Origin of the sequence: Veillonella sp. 6_1_27 (genome assembly GCF_000163735.1) — a bacterium.
Taxonomy (GTDB): domain Bacteria; phylum Bacillota; class Negativicutes; order Veillonellales; family Veillonellaceae; genus Veillonella; species Veillonella parvula_A.
In genome coordinates, this window is record NZ_GG770217.1 from 396926 (window position 1) to 416842 (window position 19917).

The 19917-nt window shown below is 40.2% G+C and carries 21 protein-coding genes; 8 read left to right on the forward strand and 13 right to left on the reverse strand.

The features are described 5' to 3' along the window. Positions 1 to 10: 10 nt before the first annotated feature. The 3 genes from HMPREF0874_RS08805 to HMPREF0874_RS08815 form a co-directional block, all read right to left on the reverse strand. Entirely contained in the window at positions 11 to 1102 is a 1092-nt protein-coding gene (locus HMPREF0874_RS08805) for a restriction endonuclease subunit S (RefSeq protein ID WP_008603239.1), read from the reverse strand. Continuing rightward, complete coding sequence (locus HMPREF0874_RS08810; RefSeq protein ID WP_008603252.1) at positions 1099 to 2949, reverse strand: class I SAM-dependent DNA methyltransferase; 1851 nt, start codon at positions 2947 to 2949, stop codon at positions 1099 to 1101. Before HMPREF0874_RS08810 ends, HMPREF0874_RS08805 begins: the two co-directional genes overlap by 4 nt. Before the next feature lie 239 nt (positions 2950 to 3188). Continuing rightward, positions 3189 to 4124, reverse strand: coding sequence for an Abi family protein (locus HMPREF0874_RS08815; RefSeq protein WP_008603253.1), 936 nt, complete (start codon positions 4122 to 4124; stop codon positions 3189 to 3191). Positions 4125 to 4480: 356 nt separating this feature from the next. On the opposite strand from HMPREF0874_RS08815, the gene HMPREF0874_RS08820 reads away from it, so the two are divergent. From HMPREF0874_RS08820 to rbsB, 8 genes are all read left to right on the forward strand, one after another. Next, the gene (locus HMPREF0874_RS08820) at positions 4481 to 5002 is read left to right on the forward strand and encodes a cysteine hydrolase family protein (RefSeq protein ID WP_008603254.1); all 522 of its coding nucleotides are present in this window, start codon (positions 4481 to 4483) and stop codon (positions 5000 to 5002) included. Between the two features lie 108 nt (positions 5003 to 5110). After that, positions 5111 to 5767: an NAD(P)H-binding protein gene (locus tag HMPREF0874_RS08825; RefSeq protein ID WP_004694229.1), complete on the forward strand. Its 657-nt coding sequence runs from the start codon at positions 5111 to 5113 to the stop codon at positions 5765 to 5767. Between the two features lie 36 nt (positions 5768 to 5803). Further along, positions 5804 to 5986 carry a hypothetical protein gene (locus HMPREF0874_RS08830; RefSeq protein WP_008603255.1) on the forward strand — a complete coding sequence of 61 codons (183 nt, stop codon included), beginning with the start codon at positions 5804 to 5806 and terminating at the stop codon, positions 5984 to 5986. Between the two features lie 322 nt (positions 5987 to 6308). Beyond that, positions 6309 to 7196 carry a ribokinase gene (gene rbsK, locus HMPREF0874_RS08835; RefSeq protein ID WP_008603256.1) on the forward strand — a complete coding sequence of 296 codons (888 nt, stop codon included), beginning with the start codon at positions 6309 to 6311 and terminating at the stop codon, positions 7194 to 7196. A gap of 26 nt (positions 7197 to 7222) precedes the next feature. Next, complete coding sequence (gene rbsD / locus HMPREF0874_RS08840) at positions 7223 to 7636, forward strand: D-ribose pyranase (protein ID WP_008603257.1); 414 nt, start codon at positions 7223 to 7225, stop codon at positions 7634 to 7636. Positions 7637 to 7680: 44 nt separating this feature from the next. Beyond that, positions 7681 to 9162: a sugar ABC transporter ATP-binding protein gene (locus HMPREF0874_RS08845; protein ID WP_008603258.1), complete on the forward strand. Its 1482-nt coding sequence runs from the start codon at positions 7681 to 7683 to the stop codon at positions 9160 to 9162. Next, complete coding sequence (locus tag HMPREF0874_RS08850; RefSeq protein ID WP_004694241.1) at positions 9162 to 10097, forward strand: ABC transporter permease; 936 nt, start codon at positions 9162 to 9164, stop codon at positions 10095 to 10097. Before HMPREF0874_RS08845 ends, HMPREF0874_RS08850 begins: the two co-directional genes overlap by 1 nt. A gap of 9 nt (positions 10098 to 10106) precedes the next feature. After that, positions 10107 to 11009, forward strand: coding sequence for a ribose ABC transporter substrate-binding protein RbsB (gene rbsB, locus HMPREF0874_RS08855; RefSeq protein ID WP_008603259.1), 903 nt, complete (start codon positions 10107 to 10109; stop codon positions 11007 to 11009). A 54-nt stretch (positions 11010 to 11063) separates the two neighbouring features. On the opposite strand, the gene HMPREF0874_RS08860 is transcribed toward rbsB, so the two are convergent. The 10 genes from HMPREF0874_RS08860 to HMPREF0874_RS08905 all read right to left on the reverse strand — a co-directional run bounded on the left by HMPREF0874_RS08860 (position 11064) and on the right by HMPREF0874_RS08905 (position 19916). Next, a complete protein-coding gene (locus HMPREF0874_RS08860; RefSeq protein ID WP_039965416.1) occupies positions 11064 to 11462 on the reverse strand; it encodes a hypothetical protein in 399 nt (132 codons plus the stop codon). Between the two features lie 133 nt (positions 11463 to 11595). Then, complete coding sequence (locus tag HMPREF0874_RS08865; RefSeq protein ID WP_008603261.1) at positions 11596 to 12078, reverse strand: GNAT family N-acetyltransferase; 483 nt, start codon at positions 12076 to 12078, stop codon at positions 11596 to 11598. A 140-nt stretch (positions 12079 to 12218) separates the two neighbouring features. Further along, positions 12219 to 12992, reverse strand: a complete 774-nt coding sequence (locus HMPREF0874_RS08870; protein ID WP_008603262.1) for an amino acid ABC transporter ATP-binding protein — start codon at positions 12990 to 12992, stop codon at positions 12219 to 12221. After that, positions 12989 to 13705 carry an amino acid ABC transporter permease gene (locus tag HMPREF0874_RS08875; protein WP_008603263.1) on the reverse strand — a complete coding sequence of 239 codons (717 nt, stop codon included), beginning with the start codon at positions 13703 to 13705 and terminating at the stop codon, positions 12989 to 12991. The genes HMPREF0874_RS08870 and HMPREF0874_RS08875 overlap by 4 nt, the downstream gene beginning before the upstream one ends. Before the next feature lie 6 nt (positions 13706 to 13711). Beyond that, complete coding sequence (locus HMPREF0874_RS08880; RefSeq protein WP_008603264.1) at positions 13712 to 14428, reverse strand: amino acid ABC transporter permease; 717 nt, start codon at positions 14426 to 14428, stop codon at positions 13712 to 13714. 55 nt (positions 14429 to 14483) lie between these two features. Next, complete coding sequence (locus HMPREF0874_RS08885) at positions 14484 to 15323, reverse strand: transporter substrate-binding domain-containing protein (RefSeq protein WP_008603275.1); 840 nt, start codon at positions 15321 to 15323, stop codon at positions 14484 to 14486. Further along, positions 15316 to 16806, reverse strand: coding sequence for an MmgE/PrpD family protein (locus HMPREF0874_RS08890; RefSeq protein ID WP_039965417.1), 1491 nt, complete (start codon positions 16804 to 16806; stop codon positions 15316 to 15318). Before HMPREF0874_RS08890 ends, HMPREF0874_RS08885 begins: the two co-directional genes overlap by 8 nt. Before the next feature lie 32 nt (positions 16807 to 16838). Continuing rightward, the gene (locus HMPREF0874_RS08895; protein ID WP_004694260.1) at positions 16839 to 17954 is read right to left on the reverse strand and encodes a glutathione S-transferase C-terminal domain-containing protein; all 1116 of its coding nucleotides are present in this window, start codon (positions 17952 to 17954) and stop codon (positions 16839 to 16841) included. 264 nt (positions 17955 to 18218) lie between these two features. Continuing rightward, complete coding sequence (gene pcp, locus HMPREF0874_RS08900) at positions 18219 to 18872, reverse strand: pyroglutamyl-peptidase I (protein ID WP_008603280.1); 654 nt, start codon at positions 18870 to 18872, stop codon at positions 18219 to 18221. A 114-nt stretch (positions 18873 to 18986) separates the two neighbouring features. Continuing rightward, a complete protein-coding gene (locus HMPREF0874_RS08905; protein WP_004697680.1) occupies positions 18987 to 19916 on the reverse strand; it encodes a DUF979 domain-containing protein in 930 nt (309 codons plus the stop codon). Position 19917 lies beyond the last annotated feature (1 nt).

Here is a 19917-nt window from a genome sequence, read left to right on the forward strand (position 1 = left end):
AACACCTCCTTTACACCTCTATTTCCCCATTCATAAGCTTAGGAAGTAAACGATCTCGGGCTTGTTCACAATTTCTATTAATATCTCTCAATACTTGTACTCTTTTAAATAAAGGCTCAACAATATTATTAAAAGTATCCGCTATTTCTTGTGAAGGAATTATTATCATTTCTTCCTTCAAGTACTTAAAATGTCTTGCATAATGATAGTTAGATAAATCAACTGATAAAAGAGATAAATATAATAATGGCGCTGGCATCAGTTCAGTATTACTAATTATTAACTGTGTGCCATCTGCACCTTTAGCAAATGGAAATTGAATATACTTTAAAATACGAGTATGATCACCAAATACGATTACAGGGGCTTCGGATGATACGATTGCATCCTCAAGATTTGTATATCCTGCAATGAACTCCCTACTTTGATCAATAATAGGGATAGTCCCTTCCCGTAAATAATCTTTCGTTTTTATCTGTACTGTCCGTGGTACTGTTTTAATAACACTACCAACAGATTCCAATTTCCAACCTTCTGGAACTCCATCTACATTTTTTATATTTTCATACCCAGGAAATCGTAAATCTACAAACCATTCTTTATATAAACGCTGTGCAGCCTCTTCAAGGAGCTTGATTTGCTTTTGATTGTTTCCAATGAGGTCATCATAGCTACCAATAATAGACGCAATTTTTCTCTGAATAGTTATTTCAGGGCAAGGAATATCTAAACCATTTAAGATCTTAATTGTTAAAAACTTTGTTGTAGATCCAGAAGACATTGACTTTAATAAACGAAGCTGCTCAGTAATAGCAAAAGCTAAAAATCTAACTGTCAATAGACTAGTATTTGCACTCTCAATAATATATGTTCGTTGATACGCATTAAATTTTCCTTTATAATATTTTGCCGTATAATTTCCACTAGCGTTATTTCCTGCCAACAAAACAGCTTCAGTATCATATGCCCAATCATCAATCTTTAGGGTATTGGGATCACAAGTAAAAAATGGATAGGCACCATCGGTCACGGCTGCATTAGAATCTAATTTACCTGTTTTTATTAATGCAATATTCTTTAGCTTTTCAATCTGATAACTCATAACCCCATCTCCTTCATATTTTTAGAGATAGTTTCCATAAGTGCATTAGATTCTTGTTGTAATGCTAACAGTTCTTCATGTATTTCAGCCATACGTTCTTCAAAGTTAACCCCATCATCTTCTACAGGGGCTACACCAACGTAAGCACCTGGTGTGAGGGACCAACTTTTATCTTCGATGCTCACACCGTCATTATCACCTTTGGCTTCATTTGTGATATATGCAATTTTACATAACCCTGGTACGTCTACATATTCTCCATCGCCAAATTTTTCATATAACCATTGTGCTTCTTGAGCAATGGTTAATGTTTCTTTAACAGCTTCTACCTTTTCATCGTATTCTTTCTGAACCTTTCTTCCTTTGCCTCGACCCGCATCAGCAACAGCTTGTTTACCTTCAGTCTCAATAGCTTTCACTTGTTCGGAAAGAACCTCTATATGTTGAGAAAAGGTTTTATCTTCACCTAATGTCTTGCGATATTCATTAAGTAATGCTGTATATTTTTCAACTTCACCACGATAGAGCCAAACAATAGCATTTAAATTTTTTAATTGCCATTCGGTCCATTCGTTTAATGTACGATCAACAACAGTATAGTAATTACGGGCATCAATGAAGAGTACCTTATCTTCAATAGCATCTGGCTTTGCTCTATCAAAGAACCACAAAGAACATGGTAAAGATTTTGTATAGAAGAAGTTATTACCAACACTCACCATTACATCAACTGCACCAGTTTTAACTAGGCTTTCACGGATATTTTTATCCTTGCCTTGACTGTCCGTAGCAGAGGACGCCATAACGAAACCAGCTCGACCTGTATCGTTTAAATAGCTATAAAAATAGGAAATCCAAAGATAATTAGCATTACCGATTTCCTTATTTTTATTAACGCCAGGCATACCAAATGGCAAACGTCCCGCAGCCTGTGTAGATTCAGATTTAACCTTATCTACGTTAAATGGAGGATTCGCCATAATATAGTCACAGCGACCTTCTAATTGATGAGCATCATTGTAAAAGCTGTTTCCTTCATCTCCAGATTTAATAACACCAGTTAAACCATGAACCGCCATATTCATTAAACAAAGCTGTGCATTATACTCAACCTTTTCTTGTCCATAAAATGTCATTGTGGTGTTCGCATTCAATCCGTGAGAGTTTACAAAATCACCAGATTGAATAAACATACCACCAGATCCACAGGCTGGATCAAATAGCGTGCCATGAGTCGGTTCCAGAACATTAACAATCATCTTAACTAGAGATTTAGGCGTAAAGAACACACCATCATCGGAGGCAATGTTCTTGGCAAATTTGTTTAAGAAATACTCATAGATTCGGCCAATGATATCTCCACCTACTTCATCAAGAGCAGAGTTATTAAAGATACGAAGAATTTCTGCTAACAGCTCATCAGAAAAATCTGTATAATTCTTAGGCAATATCCCTGTCAGCTGTGAACTTTGTTCTTCAATCAAAGCCATGGCATTATTGACCACTTCACCAAGACTAGTCATGACTTGACCATCTTTGCTAGTTAAGGCTGCACCTTTGATGTCCTCTGGTAAGTTAAGGAGATAGTCATATTGTGCTTCTAGTGGTAAATAAAGAGCACTTTTAGCCTTAAAGTCACTAGCTTCTACAGGCATAACACGACCATTACGCATAGGTCTATCTTTTAAGATTTCAACCTCAATAAGTTTGAAACGACTATACGCATAACGCAAGAAGATAAGCCCCAATACAGGCATACAATATTGATTTGACGTCAGTTTAGATCCTGCACGTAGCGCATCTGCAGCTTCCCACAATTCATTTTCTAATTTTCGTATATTAACCATCGTTTCAATCCTTGCATTATCAATAATACCGCTAAAGCCACATAGAGGTTTAATACCGATATATGGCTTTAAGGTATGTATTTTTACGTATTTTATATCAATATTATACCATTACAAACAAGTACTATTTTAGGTATAAAAAAAGCACCCTTGAGGGCGCCCATATAAAAAATAAAGCAACACCGAATTAACGATGCTGCCGCTTGAAACCAAAAATGGTTTTTCTATGTACCTAAATATTACCTTATGTGGAACCATGTGTCAATAGCTCTAATAAGCACATCAAATGTAGCTTTTATATTATCATTCAACCTATAATCATTATCTCGGAAAAAGCGTTTCTTAAGTTCATCTAATTCACCACATATATGATTATGAACACCAGTACTAATACATATTCTCTGATGAGCATACATCGTAGTTAAAATTTGATAGGTAGAAATATGACCCAAATGTCTACGTCTACTTGATGGTGATTTTATAAATTTAGTGCATTCACGTTGCAAATCAGCATTAATACGTTTATTATGTGTAGAGTTTATATCGTTAATAATACAATTATTATGCGCACATGCATTCCGTAAACTTTTAACGGTATACATTAAGTATAATCGTTCAGTAATTTCAGTATTTTGCAATAGTTCTACACAATATTTATAGAAATATAAATACTGTCCAAAAGAAATCATTTCTAGAAAAGCCCATACTGGGCAACGTTTATTTTGATCATCAATATATTTAGCATATAAATTACCACAATATAAGCTACCACTATTTTTCCATAAGTCATGCTGTAATTGTTCAAAATTAGATTTCTCTAGTTGATTCATATATTCCTCAACTACATCATAAGGATCAATATTATTCTGCTGTAAAATAGATAATAAATGAACTTTTGAAAAATGCTCAATCCCAATAGTCATCTCTAACATGATTCGTCTCAATCTATTATCAATACATGCTAAATCTATTAAATAGCTAAAATCTAAATTTACATATTTTCCAGATTTTGTGGATTTTAAGAAGTTCTTCCTAAAGGATCTAAGTCTAAAGTAGTTATTATTCTCTACTAAATATTGCTCTGATTCCGCTTCAGTAATATTATTAAAAGTAATACCTTTAGATATACTATGCTCTATCTGTTCTCTTGGTGTTAAAAACGGACCATCGGACATACAGTCGCTCCCTTCAAAATAACCAACCACACACAAAACAAAGGCAAAATTTATATATACAATTATACCACTGCTTAAATATATTTGACTCTATTGAAAAATCATCTTTCTTTTACATATAATATGGCTTAAACACCTACATTCTACTTAAGCAAAGTGACTTTTTGTATAACTTTTGTTGTCGCACCCGCATAGTGGATAGTTTTATAATTCGCGACTACGTCGCGAACCAGTCTAAAGGCAATAATAAAGACCTCCTCTATCTTGGTGTATAATTATTATAATCTCCATATATTATTTAGTATTTCGCTATAATTATAATAAACTCATCATTTACCTTATCAGGGAGGTTCATAATGGCACAAGCATTAATCGTAATCGATATACAAGAAGGCTTAGTTAAGGAAAACCCTTACAATGCCAAAAACTTTATCTCAAATACAAAAGCAATCATTCAACATTTTAGAGATCAAAATATAGAAGTCATTTATATCAGACATTCTGAAGATGAAGGCTTATTAGCAACGGGCAGTGATAATTGGCAAGTCTATCACGAATTAAAACCGCAAGAAAACGAAAAGATTTTCAATAAATATTACAATAGCATCTTCAAGGATACTGAATTAAAGGAATATTTAAACCGAAAAAATATTACCGATGTAACATTCGTAGGAATGCAAGTGGAATTTTGCATTGATACATCTGTGAAAGTAGGCTTTGAATATGGTTATAATATCACCATCGTCGAAGATGCTATCTCAACCTTTGATAATGATCATCTATCCGCCGATACAATCCTATTCTTTTACAAAGAAAAGATTTGGCGGAATCGATTTGCACAGCTAAAAACAACAAACGAAATGTTAAGTATCAATTAAATTACGAAAATAATACAAAGATTTTTATAATTTTTTCTCACGTATTTGTCATATATGTATGTTAAAATTTCATTAAATATTTATGCCCGAACATAGGAGGTCTTTTTTATGTATAAGTATATTACGATTTTAGGAGCTGCGGGCCAAATAGCTCAAAAGTTGACTGCTACACTATTAACATATACAGATATGCACATTACATTATATGGTCGTCAGTTGAAAACACGTATACCTCCAGAGATTATCGACCATGAACGCGTTACAGTGATTGAAGGTTCGTTCCAAAATCCAGGTAAATTAGAACAAGCTGTAACAAATGCGGAGGTTGTATTTGTAGGTGCTATGGAGTCTGGCAGTGATATGGCATCCATCGTGAAAGCATTGAGCCGCAAAAATATACGCCGTGTTATCGGTGTGTCCATGGCTGGACTTTCTGGTGAATTCCCTGTAGCACTTGAAAAATGGACCTTCGATAACTTGCCGATTAGCTATGTTCAAGGTGAGCGCCAAGCACGCAATGTATTACGCGAATCCAACTTAAATTACACCATCTTGCGCCTCACATGGCTTTATAATGATCCAGAGAAAACTGATTACGAACTCATCCCTGAAGGGGCTCAATTCAACGATGCCCAAGTTTCACGCGAAGCAGTGGTAAAAGCCATCTTTGATATCTTACACGCTGCGGATGAAACGCCTTTCCACCGCACAAGCATCGGTGTAGGTGAACCAGGTACACACTATGACAAACCAAGCTTTCACTAATATATAGCTATATTAACAATAAAGGCCTGATAGACTATGAAAATAGATAAAAGCTACAGTAATACAATAAATATTGACGATAATGCAACTAATATTTTACAAGGTAAGGTAGATATATTATCTGCTCTTGTACAAGGCCAAAATGACATCATTCAAGGTCGTATTCTATCTTTAGAGAAATCTTTTGATAGTATAGATAAAATGTTAGATAAAATATAAATAGTATAATATATTAATTCTTTAATAATAAGGTATATCCAAGATCTAAAGAGTACATTTTTACTCATGTAACATAGATTTTGGATATACCTTTTTTATTCCTACATTTTATAGATATTTATATAGATAAACTCACGTATTTACGCTATACTAATAAATGATTAATATACACTTATAGGTATGTGAAAGCAAATGCCTCTTAGATTATCAATTATATTTATATATACAGTTCGTTGTATAAAATGTGCAAGATTCTATGTATAAAAATAAATGATAGTCATTTTTAGTCCCAGTTAGGGCAGAGGCTTATTAAGGAGTTATTATGAATCGTATTGTTGTTATTGGCAGTTGCAACATGGATATTGTAGTCCTCGCGGATAAACGCCCTACTGCGGGCGAAACAATTATGGGCAACGAATTGCACATCGCGCACGGTGGCAAGGGTGCAAACCAAGCGGTGGCTGCAGCTCGTCTAGGTGCAGAGGTCACAATGGTCGGCTGTATCGGTGAGGATGCATACGGCCAAATGATTTTAGATAATTTAAAAGAAAATTTCATCAATACAGATTACATCGTTACGGTACCGAACACTACAACCGGTACAGCACACATTACATTAGCTGAAGGCGATAACAGTATCATCGTGATTGCAGGCGCTAACGCTATGGTAGACCAGTCCGTAGTAGATAACGCTTGGTCTGCTATTGAGCAAGCCGATCTTGTGATGGTGCAAAACGAGATTCCTATTCCAACTATTGAATACATCGTTCGTCGTTGTCACGAGGCTAATGTGAAAGTCCTCTTAAATCCTGCTCCAGCAGCCGACCTCGATTCGGAATGGTTAGAATTAGCAACCTATATTACGCCAAACGAACATGAGCTATCTGCACTCTACCCTAACCAATCTACAGAGGAGACCTTACTAGCTAACGAAAACAAAATCATCGTTACCCTTGGTAGCAAGGGCGTAGGATATGCGGACAACGGTGAAATCCACATCGTACCTGGCTTCAAGGTTGAGCCCGTAGATACAACAGGTGCTGGCGATACATTTAACGGTGCCTTTGCAACGGCTATCGTTAATGGTAAAAGCTTAGCCGACGCTCTACACTACGGTAATGCAGCAGCGGCCCTCTCCATCCAACGCTTGGGAGCTCAAGGCGGCATGCCAACAAAGGACGAGGTCACTGCATTCTTGGCAAAGAATTAGCATATTGAATAGATAAGGAGTTATTTATGCAACGACACGGCATTTTAAATAGCCATATTGCTAAGGTTCTTGCAGATTTAGGTCACACAGATACCATTTGTATCTCTGATTGTGGCTTACCGGTACCTGAAGGGGTTCAAAAAATCGACTTAGCCTTGGATTTTGGTGTACCTAGCTTTGAGCAAGTAGTATCCATCATCGCTAAACATATGAAATCCGAAGCGATTCATGTGGCAACAGAAATTAAAGAAAATAATCCTAAGGCTTATGCCTTCTTGGAGTCTACATTCCCATCCGATCAATACGAATGGATTAAGACGAGCCACGATGCTTTCAAAGAAGCAACAAAACAATGCAAGTGCATCATTCGAACTGGTGAAGCATCTCCGTATGCAAACATTATCTTGCGTGCCGATTGTATTTTCAGCGATCGTCCGTAGAATAATTAAATAGAGATACTTTCACCAATCATATAGGAGTAGTTATGGAAATTGTTATGTCAGGCATTGCGAAAGCATTTGGCACAAACCAAGTGCTGCGCGATGTAAGTATTACCCTCAAGGAGGGCGAGGTTCACGCCTTGATGGGCGAAAACGGCGCCGGCAAGTCCACCCTCATGAACATCCTCACTGGTATTCATAAGGCGGATGCCGGTACCATCACCATCGACGGCGTAGAGCGTACCTTTCAAAATCCGCGGGAGGCAGAGCTAAACGGTGTGGCCTTCATCCACCAAGAGCTCAACATTTGGCCTAATCTAACATTGTTAGAAAATCTGTATTTAATGAGACCGAAGCGCAATAAATTCGGTATGCTCGATAAAAAGGCGATGCTCGCTGAAGCAGAAAATACATGCCGAGAACTAGGCATCGAATTGCCGCTCACGACTGAGGCAGGCCTTTGCTCCGTTGGTCACCAACAAATGACGGAAATTCTTCGCATCTTGATGTTAGATGCAAAGGTTGTCATCATGGACGAACCAACTGCAGCCCTTACAGAGCGTGAAACAGCGACATTGTTTAACATGATGCGCAAAATGAAAGCCCGTGGTGTTGCTATCGTATATATCTCTCACCGCATGGAAGAGGTATTTAGCGAATGTGACACCATAACGGTTATGCGTGATGGTCACACTATTATTACAAAACCAACTGCAGAAATTTCTGTAGATGAAGTAGTACGTCACATGGTAGGTCGTTCTATCGACGAGTTCTACCCTGCTCGTACCACAACACCAGGCGAAGTAGTAATGAGCATCGACAACCTTAAACCAGAAGGTTTTGACAACGACATTTCCTTCTCCTTGCGCAAAGGGGAAATTCTCGGCGTAGCAGGCCTCATGGGCGCTGGCCGTACAGAAATTATGCGTGCCATTTTTGGTGTAGATAAACACAAAGGCGGTACTGTAACAGTTAACGGCTCCGTTCTAAACTGTAAAAAACCAGAAGATGCCATCAAAGCCGGCATTGCTTTCATCACAGAAAATAGAAAGAGCGAAGGCTTGATCCTCGATTTCTCCATCGGTTCCAATATTACATTGCCGAATCTTGGTGACATTTGCCCATCTCATGTACTAGATAGTGGCAAGCTCAATTCCTTTGCTGACGAATTGTCTAAAAAACTGGGCGTTAAAACACAATCTATTCACGAACCGGCATCGTCTCTATCCGGTGGTAACCAACAAAAGGTGGTTATCGCGAAATGGGTTGGTAAAAAGCCATCCATTATCATCATGGACGAACCGACACGCGGTATCGATATCGGCGCCAAGCGTGATATTTATGATTTAATGAACGAATTAACGAACGATGGTGTGTCCATTATCATGGTGTCCTCTGAGTTACCTGAAGTGCTGGGCATGAGCGACCGCGTTATGGTCATTCATGAAGGCCGCGTAGCAGGCATCTTGGACCGCAGCGATGCAACACCAGAATCGATTATGACATTAGCCACAGGAGGACAATAATGGACAGCAAAGCTCTACAATATGTAAAAAAATTAGGCCCCCTCATCGGCCTCATCCTATTATTCGTAATTATCTCTGTCATGAACGACAGTTTCCTTGAATTTTCTAACTTGCGTAACTTGTTACGCCAAGTATCCATCAATGCAATCATCGCCTTTGGTATGACATTCGTCATCTTAACTGGCGGTATCGACTTATCCGTTGGTTCCATCCTTGCCCTCTCTAGTGCAGTGATGGCCAACCTCATCGTAACTGGTACTGACCCTGTATTGGCTATCGTATTAGCCGCAGGTGCAGGCCTCGTATTGGGCGGTATTAACGGTCTCGTTATCACCTATGGCCGCGTAGCTCCATTTATTGCTACCTTGGCAACCATGACCATCTACCGTGGTGCAACGCTAGTATTCACAGACGGTAACCCAATCTCCGGCCTTACACAAGATCCTCTATTCCACGGCTTTGGCCAAGGGGACATCGCAGGCCTTCCAGTTCCAGCTATCACTATGTTCCTAGCTTTCATCATTCTCTGGTTCGTATTGAGCCGCACCTCCTTGGGTCGTAAAACATACGCCGTAGGTGGTAGTGAAAAGGTTAGTTACATTGCTGGTATTAAGATTGACCGTGTTAAAATCTTCGTGTATGCCTTAACGGGTATGCTCTGTGGTATCGCCGGTGCAATCATCACATCTCGTCTTAACTCTGCACAACCTACAGCAGGTGCAGGCTACGAACTGGACGCTATCGCGGCGGTAGTTCTTGGCGGCACAAGCCTAGCTGGTGGTCGTGGTCATATCGTTGGCACATTAATTGGTGCCCTAATTATCGGTACCCTCAACAACGGGTTAAATATTCTCGACGTTTCCAGTTTCTATCAACAAGTCGTAAAAGGTATTGTCATTTTATTGGCGGTTCTTGCAGATCGCAAGAAAGCCTAGGAGGTTCCTATGAAAAAACTATTGTTACTGTTGGCGATGGCTATCATGGTTATCGGTCTTGTATCAGGCTGTGGTAAAAGCGCTGATAACGGCGGCGACAAAAAATCCGGCACCATCGGCTTCTCTGTTTCCACATTGAACAACCCATTCTTCGTAACTATGAAGGAAGGCGTTGAGGCTCAAGCTAAAGCGCTTGGTCTTAAAGTTAAAATCGTTGATGCTCAAAATGACCCTGCAAAACAAGCAAACGATATTTCCGACTTACTTGAAAGCGGCGTTTCTGTATTGATCATCAACCCTGTAGACTCTGCAGCTATCTCTACTTCCGTAGAAGCAGCAAATGCTAAAAACATTCCTGTAATCACTGTTGACCGCTCTGCTGATAAAGGCAAAGTAGTAGCTCACATCGCTTCCGATAACGTAAAAGGCGGCGAAATGGCCGCTCAACTTATCGCTGAAAAAGTAGGCAAAGCTGCAAAAGTTGCAGAAATCGAAGGTATCCCTGGTGCTTCCGCCACACGTGAACGCGGCCAAGGTTTCCACAACGTAGCTGACAAAGACTTAACAGTAGTAGCAAAACAAAGTGCTGACTTCGACCGTACAAAAGGTTTAAACGTAGCAACAAACATTTTGCAAGCTAACCCTGATGTACAAGCTATCTTCGCTCATAACGACGAAATGGCATTAGGCGCTATCCAAGCAGCTAAATCCGCAGGCAAAACAATCTTCATCGTAGGCTTTGACGGTACTGCTGATGCAGACAAAGCTGTTAAAGACGGCACATTGGCTGCAACAATTGCGCAACAACCGGACCAAATGGGTAAAATCGCTATTGATACAGCTCAAAAAGTTATCAAAGGCGAAGCTGTAGAAGCTAAAATCCCTGTAGATCTTAAAGTTGTTACAAAATAATTGTAAATAGAAACTGGGTACAAAAAAGAGTCGCATCCTTTGATGCGACTCTTTTTATTTTGGCTCTCGTTCCAAAAATTCTTTGAAAAACTCAATAAACTTTGGCAAATATGTTTGATCTAAACTTTCAATTGTCATATTACATTTGTAATTATAAGTAGTACAGATAGTAACATCTATCGCCAATGCACCCTTTTGATCTAACGAGAATGTTAAGGTATCCCCTTCTCCAGTTAATACATGGGTAAAGGTTGCTTTGCCTTTACACTTCTCATACAAATCGACTAATTCTTGATAGCCTTTACGAATTCCGGACCAATCGCTAGGATCAATATAGCCAGAACAGATATTATAGCCTCGTTTAATATATACGCCAAACACACCAAATTCAGATAACTCTACATCCATATCAAAAGCTATTGTTAAACTTGGTTCATTTACGATTTCATACATACTATTCACACTCCACAGACAAAAACAATTTCATTTATTATAACGTAACTATATGTAAAAATAAAATAGCGACTAGTTGATTATCTTAACTAGTCGCTATTTGTATGGTAGGACTTTAAAATTAGAGTTCTTATTACAGTGTTTTCTTAAAGAATATGGTCGTATGTACTTTCCCAGGCAGTTGTACTCGCTTATATTCTTTAAAGCCAAAGCTTTCGTACATTTTCGCCAGCCACGGGTGTTCTGCGGCAGTACCGAGGGTTACAGCCGGTGTCTTATATACATTACGCAATAAGTCTTCTGCTTCGGCGAGAACTTCTCGAGCATAGCCCTTCCCCTTGTGTTCAGGGGCCGTTACAAAGTGTGCAATGTGCGGATATACATCAGGTGTAGCCTTTGGAATCCAAGGCATGCGGAATGAAATAGAACACACCAAGGAGCCATCTACGTAGAGGCCGTATACAGGATATTTTAAGATCCACGCGCGAGACTCTTCTTGGCTAAAGTTGATAGCATCAAAAGATATAGGATAGTTCTTATTCTCTGCATATCCCGCAATCAACACCTCGTGGTACTCAGCCTCATCATCTACGGTTAATTGTCTAAATTCTTTCATTATGTACCTCGTTTAAAGCGACCTAATTCTAAAGGTATTAGGTTGCCATTAATTTCTATACTACTAAGATAGCACGCATTATTAGCGTTCTGTATTATTTATAGCACTATACTATGTTTAACGCAGTACTGCTGTACCATTTATAATGCTGCGCTATCGAGAGGCAGTTCACTATCTAGTGTAAGGTAACGACTCAAGAATTTACGTGTTCGTTCTTCTTTAGGATGTTCGAGGACAACCTTAGGATCACCTTGTTCTACGATGACGCCACCCTCCATGAATACCACTTGGTCTGCTACTTCTTTTGCAAAGCCAATTTCGTGCGTTACGATAATCATGGTTACCTCTAGCTCTTTAGCGATTTTGCGGATAACAGCCAATACTTCCCCTACTAGCTCTGGGTCAAGGGCTGATGTAGGTTCGTCAAAGAGGATAACCTCTGGGTCCATCGCAAGGGCACGAGCAATGCCGATACGTTGTTGTTGACCACCGGAAAGTTGTACAGGATAGTAATCGTCATAGCCTTCCATGCCTACTTCCTTGAGGAAACGTTGGGCAATTTCACGGGCTTCAGATTTTTTCATTTTCTTAACCGTTACAAGGCCTTCCATGATATTTTCAATAACAGTCTTATTGGAGAATAAGTTATAAGACTGGAACACCATGGATGTATTGCGGCGTACGTTTAAAATTTCCTTGTTAGACGCTTTATGTAAGTCTACAGAAATAGCATTTAATTGCATCGTCCCTGCATCGGCCTTTTCAAGGAAGTTCAATGTTCTAAGGAAGGTCGTCTTACCGCTGCCAGATGGGCCAAGGATAACCGTTACAGACCCTGTTGGCACATGTAGGTCGATGCCCTTTAATATTTCACGGTTCCCGAAGGATTTGTGAACTTGTTTAATATCTATCATAATGCATTACCTCGTTTATACTTGCTTGCATAGACTTCTAAACGATGGAAGATAAATTCAAAGACAATCCCCATCACCCAGAATAGACCGGCCACCACGATGTAGGCCTCAAAATACTGTGAATTTTCCTCTGTATATAACTTCGCAGCGCCAAACAATTCAATAACAGTGATGACGAATACGATACTGGTACTCTTCATGGTGTTAAGGAATTGGTTAGTAAATAGTGGCAACGCAAAGACTGTCGCTTGTGGCAATACGATGCGACGGAACGCTTGGAACCACGTCATACCGATAGCTTGAGCCGCTTCCATTTGGCCTTTCGGTACAGATTGCAACGCAGCTCGGAAGATTTCACTCAAATACGCCCCTGTATGCAACGTCAAACCTACAACGGCTACGAAGGTAGCTGGCACCTTTTCAAATGGCACATGCACACCCGTTTGATCCTCTAGTGCGAGGAATAGAATTGGCAAGCCGTAGTACACGAGGTATAAGAGAACCATGTTCGGAATACTACGGCACAATAATACGTACAAGTAGCTGAGCTGACTGAGCACAGGTACTTTATTTTGTTGTAGCACGCAACTTAATAGCCCTAGGATTGTACCTAACCCAACGCTGAGGAAGGTAATCATGAGGGTTACTTTCACATAAGGAATGACCGCAAAGAAGGTGCCATAAATATAGGTTGAATCAATTATATGTCCCATAATCCCCTACTCCTCACTGATCAAAATGCGTTGCGTTTCCTTGCCTGCAACAGTAAAACGTCTTTCAAGTAATCGTCCCAAGAGGGACACGATGATAATTAAAATGCCATAAATAATGGCTGCGTCTACGAATAACTCAAGATAGCGCTGGCTATTGCCACCCATGAGGTCCGCCTTACGCATCATATCGACAACGCCGACGTTAAAGATGAGGGCCGTCCCTTTCAACATGCCGATAACTAGGTTCGTCAACGGTGGAATACTCATGGTGAAAGCCTGCGGCAAGATGATGCGCACATAGCTTTGGAACTCGGTCATACCAAGGCTTTTAGCGGCTTCCTTCTCACCAGGCGCAACCGCATCAATACTGGAGCGCATGATTTCTGCACTATACCCTGCAATATGCAATGTAAACACGGCGTATACAAATACGAGGCCCGGCACATTTCTCATGTTAAACCCCATATGGGACATGATTTCTGGCACCCCAAAGTAAATGAGAAATAGTTGTACCAAGAACGGCGTACCCCGCATAAAGGAGATAAATACAATAAATAATTGGTTTAATACTGGTACCTTCTTGAGGCGAATGATGGCTATGATAGAGCCCAAAATAACACCTAAGATGGCAGAAATAACGGTGATGAGCACCGTTACGTGAACATAATTCAAGAGCTGTGGAAACGCTTGGATCATGTAGGACACATCAAAATACTTGCCCACAGTAGCACCTCGTTTCTATACATAATAGAATAAGGCCGCCAAGGCGGCCTATTCGTTATTTTTGTGTTGGATCGAATGTGTAATCCCCACCAAGATATTGTTCAGAAAGTTTTTTCAACGTACCATCAGCACGCATTTCTTTCATCGTTTTATCGATTTTTTCGTTTACTTGTTTCATATCATCTGTCCGTTTAGACAAGAAATATGTTGGTACTACTGCCAATACATCGCCTACTGCTTTGAGTGGCAAGCCACGGTCCTTAATAGCAGAGTTAATTACATATTCATATTCACCGGCTGCATCGGCACGACCTGTAGCAACAAGGTTCAATGTTTCGGCACCCGCTTTATCTGTATAGATCACTTCAATTTGCGGATTCGCTGTTTCGTTGAATTGTTTTACTAATTCATTAAACTCAGAAGATGTAGTAACAGCGATTTTTTTGCCTTTCAAATCATCTAATTTAGAAATGTCATTGCGGTCGTTTTTCACCACTAATTTACGTGTAGAATAGTTATTAACCTCATTCGTGTAGTAGTATTTTGCTTCACGAGTCGGATTACGGCGCATTTGGTTCGCGATCATGTCAACTTGGCCGGCATCCATCGCTACGAAGGCAGCATCAACGGCCATAGGCTTGAAGTTGAAATGAAGGTCTGGATTACGACGTTCAATTTCTTTCAACAACTCTACGTCAAAACCTGTAAGGTTGCCGTTATCATCCGTATAGGAATACGGACGAACTGTACCACGGGTAGCTACGTTAATCACTTTAGCATCTGGGTTCACCTTTGTTTCTTTTGATGTATCATCACCGCAACCAGCTACAACGAGCACACCTAGTGCCAATGCGCCGATAGCAAACAATTTCGTTAATTTCTTTGTATTAAACATGTAAAACTCCTTCTTTTCGCAATGTTTGCAGGAACGGCTCCACCTTATCTGTATTGGTAAAAGCCTCAATAACTCTATCTATTTGTTTTGTCTCTAAGGTGAGACCTAGTTTAATGCGTATATCTTCCATAGCAAGAGGATTCTTTGGCGATCCTTTCGGATTGTTCACCGTTTCTGTGAAAGTATCCCCATTTTTCAGTGTAACGGTTACCTTTGTAATCCGTTCACTTTGGGATACCTTCGGTAAGTCATAAACACGCTCTATTCGCGACATACAGTCTCGTACTTCTTGGTCTATGGTATCTATCTTGAATAACTCATCCTGTACAGCCCCATAGGCTAGGACTTGATACACGATGTACTCTATGGAAAACTGCCCTTCTCGACCTGTACTTGGTGTTGTATAACGCAACGCCGCATCAGCACCAGGCGGGAAGTGAACAGTAACTCGATCTATATCCTCCCAAAAGGAGAAATCGGGGGTGGCACATAGTCTACATTGATCTTGTTCCTCTGCATCTGGTGAAAGGTAGTTATGTTTAGACACATACGAAGAAGATGTATATAGTCTATGTGCCACGGTTTCAGCTGCTTCAGCGCCACAAATGGCTGCCGAGCAATAAGGGTGGACTTTCATCCACAAACCAGGATCAATAAGTTGCCCTGGTGCTAACCAACGGATAGCGATGTCATTTGATGTAACGGTAATATTACCGATTGTTTTAAACCAACCCCGTTCAGGGTCAAACGGTTTTGTACTTGTTTGAAGTGATGTATATTGCAACAGTTCGTAAGCCCACACACCATTGCGTGCTGCCAGTCCCGCATGGAGCGGCTTACCATCTGTACCACTTTGAAAGAACATGCCCGCCGATTGAGTAGCAGCCAAAGACAGGAGCTGAGCCAAGCTTTCACCATGAAGGCCTCGCAAAGCGCCTATAGCGGCCGCCGCCCCAATCACACCAACGGTCCCCGTAGAATGCCATCCTTGGGTCCGATGGGCAGGATTGATAAGGGAACCAATAATACCCTCTAGCTCGGCACCGATGATATAGGCTCGAAAGAATTCGTGCCATGTATCCGTCGGCTTGATCACTGCCAGTAAAGCAGAATATAAAACAGTACTAAAATGACCTGCCAGATTTGCCTGGGCATCATCAAAATCTAGATAATGCGAGGCAAAGCCATAATACAAAGCCTTATCAGCTTTAGATACATTCTCTATTGCTAAGCCAGTATTTCCCTCTGATATAACCTTGCCACTCAAAACAGTGGAGTTCATATGACGGCCACTATCCGAGCCTATAGAGGGCTTACCCCCTATAAATCGAGCTAAATCTTGAACAGCACATTCCGACTCAGCTGGCACTAAGGATGCCAGATAGTCTAGCAAGGCAATACGAGCCACTGACAGGAGGTCCTCACGGTTCGTCACATCCGTTTGTTCTATGTAGTTCACAATCGTCTGTGTTACTGAATCCATGGGTCTCCCTTTCAGTTATCTATAACAATCTATTATTTACCAAATTTTTCAGCACGGTCATTTGGTTCTAACCAAATGGAGTCGTCTGGACCTTTTGGAACGAGGCGTGGTAGGTCTTCAAATGGCGTATGGTCTACATAGTAGAAGCGTTTACGCATGGAGTCGAAGTCTGTTGTGCCACCGAATGCAGGATTGGAGTACAAATCTTTCGCATAGTTCCAAAGATTTGGATAGTCTACGAGGCGTTTTTTATTCACCAAATATTTTTGGTAGAACACGAGATCAAAGCGCGCTAATGTTGGGAAAATACGGATATCAGGGTCTGTAATGGTATCCCCCATCAAGTAACGTTGCTTGCTAAGGCGTTCTTCGAGCCAATCTAAGCGAGCAAAGATACGATCATAGTAATATTCGTAATCTTTTTGGTTTGTTACAAGAGCTGCCAAGTTTACAGCCAAGTTGAAGTCAGCGTAGATGATAACATTCAATGCATCGATGTCGGCACGCAATTCCTCAGGATAAATATCTGGTGTATCAGGGGACACAAAATCTTTAAAACCCACTGCCAATTCTGTAGTCAATGCATGGTAGTCGTTGTTGACTACCGCACCAGTCGTAACATCTACGATAGCTGGTACTGTGGAGCGTGCATCGTAGTTAGGATCACCTTTGCGGTACGCTTCACCTAAGGAGTGAATGCCCAATACAGGGTCCTTTTCATCCTTATCAAGGGTAAAGAACCAGTCTGCAATAACGCCTGCTGGACGCAATGGATCAACCGTGCCTTTGGAGATTACCTTATCTAGGCCAAGCAAATCAATGGCAATAGCAATACGGTGAGCCCAAGGGCAATGCTTAGACCATACAAGGCGGTAACGGTCCTTTTCTACAGGTAGAAACCCTGGTTCACTGCCAAAAGGTGTTGTGAATTGAGGCTCTTCACTATCAGAATATTTTTGACGACGGTTAAAATTCGATGCATCTTTACCTTCATACTCCTTCTGCTCCCCTTGAGAACGAGGGTTACTAGATTGAAACTCAGAAAAATCGATAGGACAAGGATTCATAGCGCGTTGAAACTCAACTTCTTTTCGAGCCGCCGCAATGGTAGGATCCTTGATTTTACTTACATCTACGTGTTCACTCATTCTATACTCCTTATAAAGGTCATCCCCATTAGCTTTATTCCACTTTTTATGGTGAAAGCTTTTGTGATATCCCTCAACTATTCCTACTAACTCAATATGAATATAAACCTATATTATATTATTTAAAAACCTATGTCAATAGTGGGTATTTAAAATTTATAATGTCTATTACAAACAAAAAGCTCGAGTTATATCGTTTCTAGATATAACTCGAGCTTTATTTAGATTATGTGTATTAAATAAACACTAATATTGGTAAGATTTTTATTCGTGCGGTGTTGTATAGTTAATATCTTGTGCCTTGTAACTTTCACCATGAGCTAATACATGAACGATGGTTTCCAATGTGGCACGTACAGTTTCAACAGCCATGCTTGGTTGATTTGGTTTATCCACCACTTGGGATGGCAAGTATGGGATGTGCATAAAGCCCGCCTGAATATTGCCCTTTTGCGCGGCATAGTGACATACACCATACATCAAGTGATTGCATACGAAGGTTCCCGCTGTATTGGAGACCTTAGCAGGAATACCGTTTTGATGTAACGCATTGACGATATTTTTTACGGGCAATGTCGCAAAATAGGCACTAGGGCCATCGGCTACAACAGGCTCATCTTCCGGTTGGTTGCCCCCATTATCTGGAATGCGAAAATCGTCACAGTTAATAGCAACGCGTTCCACTGTAATATCTGGGCGACCACCTGCTTGACCTACACATAGAATGAAATCTGGTTGGCACGCTTCAGCCGCTGCTTTTACAGTATCAACAGATTTATAACGAATAGTAGGAACCATTTGTGTCACTACCTTGTAATCACCATCGGTATAACCATCCATTGTTTTGACCGCTTCCCAAGCCGGATTAATAGGTTCACCGCCGAATGGATCAAAGCCGGTAATTAAAATTGTTTTCATCACACTACCTCATAACGATATCTTATGGTGCATTAGAACAATTAAACATGATATATAACCTTAGAAGATATATCATATAGTTTCATAAGCATATCGTGCTTTCACAGAAAAGGGTTAAATAAAGTAATACATTAATAGAATATTCAATACGAGCATGATTAATGCAATTGGAAGTTGTGCTTTAATAACACCGTATTGGTCGCGCATTTCAAGGAGCGCTACCGGTACGATGTTAAAGTTGGCAGCCATAGGTGTCATCAAAGTACCGCAATAGCCTGCAAGCATTGCTATAGCACCAACAGCCGCAGGGTTCGCACCATGAGCTACAACGAGCATTGGGATACCGATGGCACTTGTAATCATCGCAAATGCGGCAAATGCGTTACCCATGATCATTGTGAAGATAACCATACCGATGCAGTAAGCCACAACAACGAGGAATACATTATCTGCTGGTACTACACTTGCGACTGCACTGGAGATAAGTTTACCAACGCCAGCCAAATTAAATAGATACCCAAGAGCCGCTAATAACTGGGACAAAATAGCAGTCCAACTGATAGCATCGATAAGTCGACGGCCTTCATGGAAACCTTGGTTAAGTTCGCCCTTTGTAATAAAAAGAGCAGCACACATAGCTATGATTGCGGCAATACCTAGACCAACAAGAGCGCCTAACTTAGTAAAGAAACCAATGAAGAATGTAATAATACCAACAAGTAACGCTGGTACGAAGATAACATTACCAATGCGAACCGCTTCGCCTTTTTTAAATTCAATAGGAGATTCAAAGTAATGGCCTTTGCCGAGTTGTTTTACTAATACAATAGCCGCCATAGCAATGACAAGCCAACCATTAATTTCCTTGGAGAGATAAGAACCAAAGATAAAGGATACGCTATATAAGAGCCAAAATAAGCCTGTACCAATGCGATATTTATGTTCTTTATCTAGAAATGATTGAATAGCAAAGATAAATAGAATAATCCCTACGAGAAGATATACATAATCTAAGGGCTGCATTTTATAGAATATTTCTAACATA